Below are 6,341 nucleotides of genomic sequence, written 5' to 3'. Positions count from 1 at the left end.
CGTAGATGCCGTAGCAGCGGGGCAGCTCGTCACGCTTCAGGTGGCGCGAGGTGATCAGGTCGACCGCCATCCAGCGCTCGAGCATGCGGATGTTCGGGTGGCGCTTCACCTCGGCGAGCAGCACGTCGTGGATGGCCTTGCCGGTGGCATCGGCGGCATGCGCGATGCGGCGCACCGCGTGGCCGCCTTCGCGCGTCAGGTGCAGGCCGAGCGGGCCTTCGGGATCGGGCGAGAACGGCACGCCGCGCTCGACCAGCCATTCGATCGCCTGCGCGCTGTGCTGTGCAATGAAGCGCGCGGTGTGCTCGTCGACCAGGCCGGCACCGGCGTCCTGCGTGTCGCGCACGTGCGAATCGATGCTGTCGTCGGTGCCGAGCACGCCGACGATGCCGCCCTGCGCCCAGGCGGTCGCGGCCTCGTCGAGGTTGCGCTTGGCCAGCACGACCACCGGCCGGGTCTGTGCGATGTGCAGCGCGACGGTCAATCCCGCCAGGCCCGCGCCGACGATCACGACCGGCAGGGAGGAAACAGCTTCAGCGCGCGACGAGGCCATGAGGCGGACGCAGAGTGGGAGACGGGCGATTCTATCGGCGGCCTCCTGCACCCCTGGGCGCCCATGGCAAAGGCGCGGCCGCGCGTCAAGCCCCAAGTCGGCGGAGAAAGGCGAGGCTTTTTGCGACCTTTGCCCCTGTCACATCCTGAAACAAGCTCCTACACTGCCGCGTCAGGTCACCCCAGCAGCAAGTTCCCCCATGTCGAGCCTTCCCCCTTTCTCCACCGACGCCGAACCCGCGCAGGGCGACGCCGCAGACGGCTGGCAGGCCACGCGCGCGCAGACCGTGGTGGCCACCCAGATCCTCGGCAACGACGAGGACGACGCTCCCGAAGAGCAGCGCGACATCGGCCGCCAGGTCAGCGCCGACCAGCGCGAGCTGTTCGTCTCGTGCGACCCGGCCGAGGCGATGCAGCAGCAGTTCGAGTTGCTGCACCCCGACTACATCGCGCTGCACGACGTGGGCACCGTGTCGTCGCGCAAGCTGCTGGCCGGCGTGGCCGCGGCCAGCAACCGCTCGCTGCAGAAGCTGGTGATCCGCCGCCAGGGTTACGGCACGCCGCTCGCGACGCTCGAGTTCCTCGATTTTCCCGGCACCGACGGCAGCCTGCTGCGGCTGTACACCACGCAGGCCGATGCCGACACCACGGCGCGCCTGGCGCTGGCCCGCGTGCTGATGGGCTACAGCCAGCTGGCGGTGCTGATGGTCGGCGCACTGCCGGCTCACCTGCTCGAATCGACGCTGAAGCCGCTGCACGAGGCGATGGTGACCGGCCCGTGGTTCAACCGGCACATGCTGCTGCTGCCGCTGACGGCCACCACCGCCACGCTCGCGAGCTTCGGCACCGACATGGGCCGCGGCACCGGCGTGAACGTGCGCACGACGCCGCAGGTGACCCGCCCGGCCGACGCCTGGGGCTTCATCAGCGGCACCTGGAACAAGCTGCGCGAGCAAGGCGTGGGGAATCCGCGGCCGGTGGCGAAGGCCGCCCCGCAGGCCGCGCCCACCTCGATGCCGCCGATGGCGCCCCGCCCCGCCGGATCGTTCTCGAACTCCGTGCCCCCGCCGGCCGCGCCGACCCCGACGCTGCCGCTGGCCACCCCGCCGGCGGTCGCCTATCCGACCTCGTATGCACCGATGCCGCCCACACCTCAGGCGGCGCAGGCGGCAGTGAACGCGCCCGCCTCGACGGCGATGCGGCCGATGCCGCCAACCCGGCCGATGRCCTCCACGCAGCCGGATTCACCGCTGCAGCGCTACGTGAACCAGCTGATCGAGCTGACCGGCATGGTCAGCTGCTGCGTGTTCGACATCGCGAGCGGCCAGGACCTGGTGCATGCCGGTGCGCGGCCCTCCCCCGACATCCTGGCCCACCACGGCGCCGCACTGATCGGCGCAATGACCGCGACCGCCCGCACGATGGGCCTCGGCCACGCCGTGCCCGAGGCGGCCATCACGCTCGGCTCGCACCACCTGCTGGTGCGCCCGGTGCCCAACCATTCCGGCCTGGCGCTGCACGCGGTGCTCGACAAGACGCATGCGAACCTGACGCTGGTCAGGCTGCAGGTCGGCCGGATGGACAACCTGCTCGACTGACCCGGTTCAGTGCACGACGCGCGAGAAGCTGAACTCGGTTCCGCTCACGTCGACCGGGATCACGTCCTTCGGCCCGAACCTGCCCTCGAGGATCAGCTTCGAGACCGGGTTCTCGATCTTCTGCTGGATCGCCCGCTTCAGCGGCCGCGCACCGAACACCGGATCGAACCCGACCTGGGCCAGTGCCGCCAGTGCGGCCGGTGACACGTCGAGCTTCATCTCGAGCTTGTCCAGCCGCTGCTCCAGCACCTTCAGCTGGATGCGCGCGATCGCCTCGATGTTCTTCGCGTCCAGCGAATGGAACACCACCGTCTCGTCGATGCGGTTCAGGAACTCCGGGCGGAAATGCTGCTTCACCTCTTCCCACACCGCCGCGCGGATGGCCTCGTGGTCCTGCCCCGCCATCTGCATGATCTGGTGCGACCCCAGGTTCGAGGTCATCACGATCACCGTGTTCTTGAAGTCGACCGTGCGGCCCTGCCCGTCGGTCAGGCGGCCATCGTCGAGCACCTGCAGCAGCACGTTGAAGACGTCCGGATGCGCCTTCTCGACTTCATCGAGCAGCAGCACGCTGTACGGCTTGCGGCGCACCGCCTCGGTCAGGTAGCCGCCCTCGTCGTAGCCGACGTAGCCGGGCGGCGCGCCGATCAGCCGGCTCACCGAATGCTTCTCCATGAACTCGCTCATGTCGACGCGGATCAGGTGGTCCTCGCTGTCGAACAGGAAACCGGCGAGCGCCTTGCACAGCTCGGTCTTGCCGACGCCGGTCGGGCCCAGGAACAGGAATGAGCCGGTCGGCCGGTTCGGATCGGACAGGCCGGCCCGCGAGCGACGGATCGCATCGGCCACCGCGGTGATGGCTTCGTCCTGGCCGACCACACGCTCATGCAGCTTGCCCTCCATCTGCAGCAGCTTCTCGCGCTCGCCCTGCATCAGCTTCGACACCGGGATGCCGGTCGCGCGCGCGACCACCTCGGCGATCTCCTCGGCACCGACCATCGTGCGCAGCAGCTGCGGCCGGCTCGCGTCGGCGCCCTTCTTCACCTCGGTGGCCTGCGCGTCCTTCAGCGCCTTCTCCAGCTCGGGCAGCTTGCCGTACTGCAGCTCGGCGACCTTGTTGAAATCGCCCTTGCGCTTGAACTCCTCGATCTGGAAGCGGATGCGGTCGATCTCTTCCTTCACATGGGCCGAGCCCTGGGCGGCGGCCTTCTCGGCCTTCCAGATCTCCTCGAGGTCGGCGGCCTCGCGCTGCAGGCGCACGATCTCTTCCTGGATCAGGCCCAGGCGCTTCTGCGAGGCTTCGTCCTTCTCGCGCTTGACCGCCTCGCGCTCGATCTGCAGCTGGATCAGCCGGCGGTCGAGCTTGTCCATCGCCTCCGGCTTGGAGTCGATCTCGATCTTGATCTTGGCCGCGGCCTCGTCGATCAGGTCGATCGCCTTGTCGGGCAGGAAGCGGTCGGTGATGTAGCGGTGGCTCAGCTCGGCCGCGGCGACGATCGCCGGGTCGGTGATCTCGACGCCGTGGTGCACCTCATACTTCTCCTGCAGCCCGCGCAGGATCGCGATGGTCGCCTCGACCGTCGGCTCGCCGACCAGGATCTTCTGGAAGCGGCGCTCCAGCGCGGCATCCTTCTCGAGGTACTTGCGGTATTCGTCGAGCGTGGTCGCGCCAATGCAGTGCAGCTCGCCGCGCGCCAGCGCCGGCTTCAGCATGTTGCCGGCGTCGATCGCGCCCTCGGCCTTGCCGGCGCCCACCATCGTGTGGATCTCGTCGATGAAGACGATGGTCTGGCCCTCGTCCTGTGCCACTTCCTTCAGCACCGACTTCAGCCGCTCCTCGAACTCGCCGCGGAACTTGGCACCCGCCAGCAGCAGCGCCATGTCGAGCACCAGCACCCGCTTGCTCTTCAGCGAATCGGGCACCTCGCCGGCGACGATGCGCTGCGCCAGGCCCTCGACGATGGCGGTCTTGCCGACGCCCGGCTCGCCGATCAGCACCGGGTTGTTCTTGGTGCGGCGCTGCAGCACCTGGATCGCGCGGCGGATCTCGTCGTCGCGGCCGATCACCGGGTCGAGCTTGCCGCGGCGGGCGCGCTCGGTCAGGTCGATGGTGTACTTCTTGAGGGCTTCGCGCTGGCCTTCGGCATCGGCGTTGTCGACCTTCTGGCCGCCGCGCACCGCATCGATCGCGGCCTCGAGCGCCTTGCGGGTCAGGCCGTGCTCCTTGACGAGCGGGCCGATCGCCGACTTGGCGTCGGTCGCGGCCAGCAGGAACATCTCGCTCGCGATGAACTGGTCACCGCGCTTGGTGGCTTCCTTCTCGGAGGCCTGCAGCAGCGCGCCGAGCTCGCGGCTCGCCTGCACCTGCTCGCCGCCCTGCACCTGCGGCAGCTTGCGCAACTCGGCGTCGAGCACCGACTGCAGCTTGGACGAATTGACGCCGGCGCGTTCGAGCAAGGCCTTCGGGCCGTCGGTCTGGGCCAGCATCGCGGCCAGCAGGTGCACTGGCTCGATGTAGGGGTTGTCGCGGTTCAGCGCGAGGCTCTGGGCCTCGCCGAGCGCTTCCTGGAACTTGGTGGTGAGCTTGTCGAGTCGCATGGGACGAATCCTCCGATTGCAGGGGATTTGAGGCATTCGCCCCCATTTTCAAGCCGGAACCCGCTCGGCGGGAACCCGGCTTGATGCAGATCAGATCGTCAGCTCGCGCTCGACGTCGGCCGCCTTGCGGCGGGCCAGCGCCAGGTTGGACTTGGCCTTGTCGAGCACGAAGTAGATGAACGTGCCCTCCTTGCGCGAGACCGGGCGGATGATGTGGTACTGCTTGCCCAGCGTGATCAGGATGTCGTCGATCACGTCGTTCAGGCCGAGCTGGCGCATGGTCTTGGCCTTGGCGCGCACGACCTCGGTGTTGCCGGCGGCGGCGACCTCGAGGTCGAGGCCCGAGCCGGCCGAGCCGAGCATCATGCCGCTGGCGGAATCGACCACCGCCGCGCACATGGCGCCGTCCACGGTGAGCAGGTCGTCGAGGGATTGGCGAATGGTGGCCATGGCAGTTCCTTTTGGAGGTGGGGGGGGAAGAAAAGAATTCAGCTGGCCTGCAGGCGCCGGCCGAGGGCTCGCGTCTTGCGCTRCCAGTCGGTCCAGTCGACGCCGCGGTGCTCGCCGACCGAGACCAGCAGCAGGTCGGGATCGACGCAGCACGGGAACATCGCCAGCACGCCGCCCCGGTGGTACATCACCGCCGCCGCCAGCTCGCCGAGCGTCGCGAAGTGGCTGCGTTGCCGGTCGTGCAGCCGCCAGTAGTCGACCGCAGCCTCCCAGGTGCGCTCGGCATCGGCGACGCGGCCGCTGGCCTGCCAGATCAGCCCGGTGGCCGGGTCGACCAGCGCGCATCCGACGATGCCGGGCTGCGCGGCCATCGCATCGAGCTCCTCGGCCACGACGCGCGGGTTCATGCGGTCCCCATGCTGCGCTCGACGCCGTTCAGCGCGTTGAGCACCATGCCGAGCAACGCGCTGGTGTCGGCCAGCAGCACGACCACCATCGGCTCGCCGCGCCATTGAACGCTGCGCATCACGAGGCGCCCGGCGCTCGAATCGACCACCATGCAATGCGGCTGGCCGATCGCGGCCTCGCGGCTGGCGGCGTCGCCGAGCGCCGCCATCGAGCTCACCATCGCGGCCAGCCGGCTGGCATCCAGCGGCAAGGCGCCGGCATGCGCCAGGTCGAAACCGTCGGGCGTGGCCACCAGAACGGCGCGCGCGCCGCTCACATCGGCCATCAGGGCCTCCGCCGCCAGCTGGGCATGGCGGGTCATCTCGTTTCGGTCCATTGTCATTCCTGTGTGGCCTCGACACCCATGTCGACGCGCGCCTCGACCTGGGCCAGCACGATGTCGAGCAGCATCAGCACGTCGTCGCGCTCGCGCACGTCGACGGCCAGCACCGGCACGACCAGCCCGCGCCCACCGACGATGTCGCTGAACTCGTCGAGCGTCGGCAGCGGGCATTCGAGCGTGCGGCCGACGCCGATCACGGCGTTCATCGACGGCAGCAGCGTGCCGTAGGCATCGAGGTAGTCGGCCAGGTCGCTCAGCGGATCGGGCCGCGAGTTGTCGATCAGGATCACCAGCGCCAGCGCATCGGCGGCAAGGATCTGCCACATGAACTCGAAGCGCAGCTGCCCGGGCGT

The 6,341-nt window shown here is 69.2% G+C and carries 6 protein-coding genes and 1 pseudogene; 1 reads left to right on the top strand and 6 read right to left on the bottom strand.

Annotation, left to right across the window (positions count from 1 at the left end; all coding sequences use genetic code 11):
- The coding region (locus AC1DXV_RS29855; RefSeq protein ID WP_477937064.1) for an FAD-dependent oxidoreductase at window positions 1–553 on the bottom strand (553 nt) is incomplete at its 3' end.
- Window positions 554–752: 199 nt separating this feature from the next.
- On the opposite strand from AC1DXV_RS29855, the gene AC1DXV_RS29850 reads away from it, so the two are divergent.
- On the top strand, window positions 753–2,150 hold the full coding sequence (locus tag AC1DXV_RS29850) for a roadblock/LC7 domain-containing protein (RefSeq protein ID WP_477937062.1): 1,398 nt from the start codon (window positions 753–755) through the stop codon (window positions 2,148–2,150).
- Window positions 2,151–2,156: 6 nt separating this feature from the next.
- Here the strand turns inward: AC1DXV_RS29850 and clpB are convergent, their stop codons facing one another.
- The 5 genes and pseudogenes from clpB to AC1DXV_RS29825 form a co-directional block, all read right to left on the bottom strand.
- Window positions 2,157–4,748, bottom strand: coding sequence for an ATP-dependent chaperone ClpB (gene clpB / locus AC1DXV_RS29845; RefSeq protein WP_477937060.1), 2,592 nt, complete (start codon window positions 4,746–4,748; stop codon window positions 2,157–2,159).
- 90 nt (window positions 4,749–4,838) lie between these two features.
- A complete protein-coding gene (locus AC1DXV_RS29840; protein ID WP_477872980.1) occupies window positions 4,839–5,198 on the bottom strand; it encodes a hypothetical protein in 360 nt (119 codons plus the stop codon).
- 38 nt (window positions 5,199–5,236) lie between these two features.
- Window positions 5,237–5,605 carry a hypothetical protein gene (locus AC1DXV_RS29835; RefSeq protein ID WP_477937058.1) on the bottom strand — a complete coding sequence of 123 codons (369 nt, stop codon included), beginning with the start codon at window positions 5,603–5,605 and terminating at the stop codon, window positions 5,237–5,239.
- Window positions 5,602–5,982 (bottom strand): roadblock/LC7 domain-containing protein, encoded by a 381-nt coding sequence (locus AC1DXV_RS29830; RefSeq protein ID WP_052213088.1) that lies wholly within the window; start codon window positions 5,980–5,982, stop codon window positions 5,602–5,604. Before AC1DXV_RS29830 ends, AC1DXV_RS29835 begins: the two co-directional genes overlap by 4 nt.
- A 2-nt stretch (window positions 5,983–5,984) precedes the next feature.
- Window positions 5,985–6,341 (bottom strand): annotated as a pseudogene (locus tag AC1DXV_RS29825) (GTP-binding protein); the annotation flags it as partial.

This window comes from Rhizobacter sp. P3_C12 (assembly GCF_056402735.1).
Note: the sequence above shows the minus strand (reverse complement) of the source record. Positions and strands in the feature narration are given on the sequence as shown.